We start from the raw sequence: 789 nt of genomic DNA, 5'->3' as shown, positions 1-789 counted from the left end.
CCGTGCTCGGGGCGCTGACGCTGAACTACTTCGGCATCATCAGCTTCACCCTGCCGCAGGCGGCGGCCATCGGGATTATCGGCGGTGCCGACGGTCCGACGGCGATTTACCTGTCGGGCAAGCTGGCGCCGGAGCTGCTGGGGGCCATCGCGGTGGCGGCCTACTCCTACATGGCGCTGGTGCCGCTGATCCAGCCGCCGATCATGAAGGCGCTGACCACGAATAAGGAGCGGAAGATCCGCATGGTGCAGCTGCGCACGGTGAGTAAGCGGGAGAAGATCCTCTTCCCGGCGGTGCTGTTGCTGCTGGTGGCGCTCCTGCTGCCGGACGCCGCGCCGCTGCTGGGGATGTTCTGCTTCGGCAACCTGATGCGCGAGAGCGGCGTGGTGGACCGGCTGAGTGATACGGTACAGAACGCGCTGATCAACATCGTGACCATCTTCCTCGGCCTGTCGGTGGGGGCCAAGCTGGTGGCGGACAAGTTCCTGCAGCCGCAGACGCTGGGCATTCTGCTGCTGGGGGTGATCGCCTTCTGCGTGGGGACCGCGGCCGGGGTGCTGATGGCGAAGCTGATGAACGTGTTCAGCCGGCACAAAATCAACCCGCTGATCGGCTCGGCGGGGGTGTCGGCAGTGCCGATGGCGGCGCGGGTGTCGAACAAAGTGGGTCTGGAGGCAGACGGGCAGAACTTCCTGCTGATGCACGCCATGGGCCCGAACGTGGCCGGAGTGATCGGCTCGGCGATCGCCGCCGGGGTGATGCTCAAGTACGTGCTGGCGATGTAGGCCA

General features: G+C 66.0%; 1 protein-coding gene. It reads left to right on the top strand.

All coding sequences use genetic code 11. From position 1 onward, the window contains the following. On the top strand, positions 1 to 785 hold a 785-nt coding region (locus CWM54_RS27835), incomplete at its 5' end, for a sodium ion-translocating decarboxylase subunit beta (RefSeq protein ID WP_133124477.1). Positions 786 to 789 lie beyond the last annotated feature (4 nt).

Source organism: Klebsiella sp. D-Nf1, from assembly GCF_002810515.1.
Classification (GTDB): Bacteria; Pseudomonadota; Gammaproteobacteria; order Enterobacterales; family Enterobacteriaceae; genus Klebsiella; species Klebsiella variicola.
The sequence above is the reverse complement of the archived record's forward strand: the minus strand, read 5'-3'. Positions and strand labels throughout refer to the sequence as shown.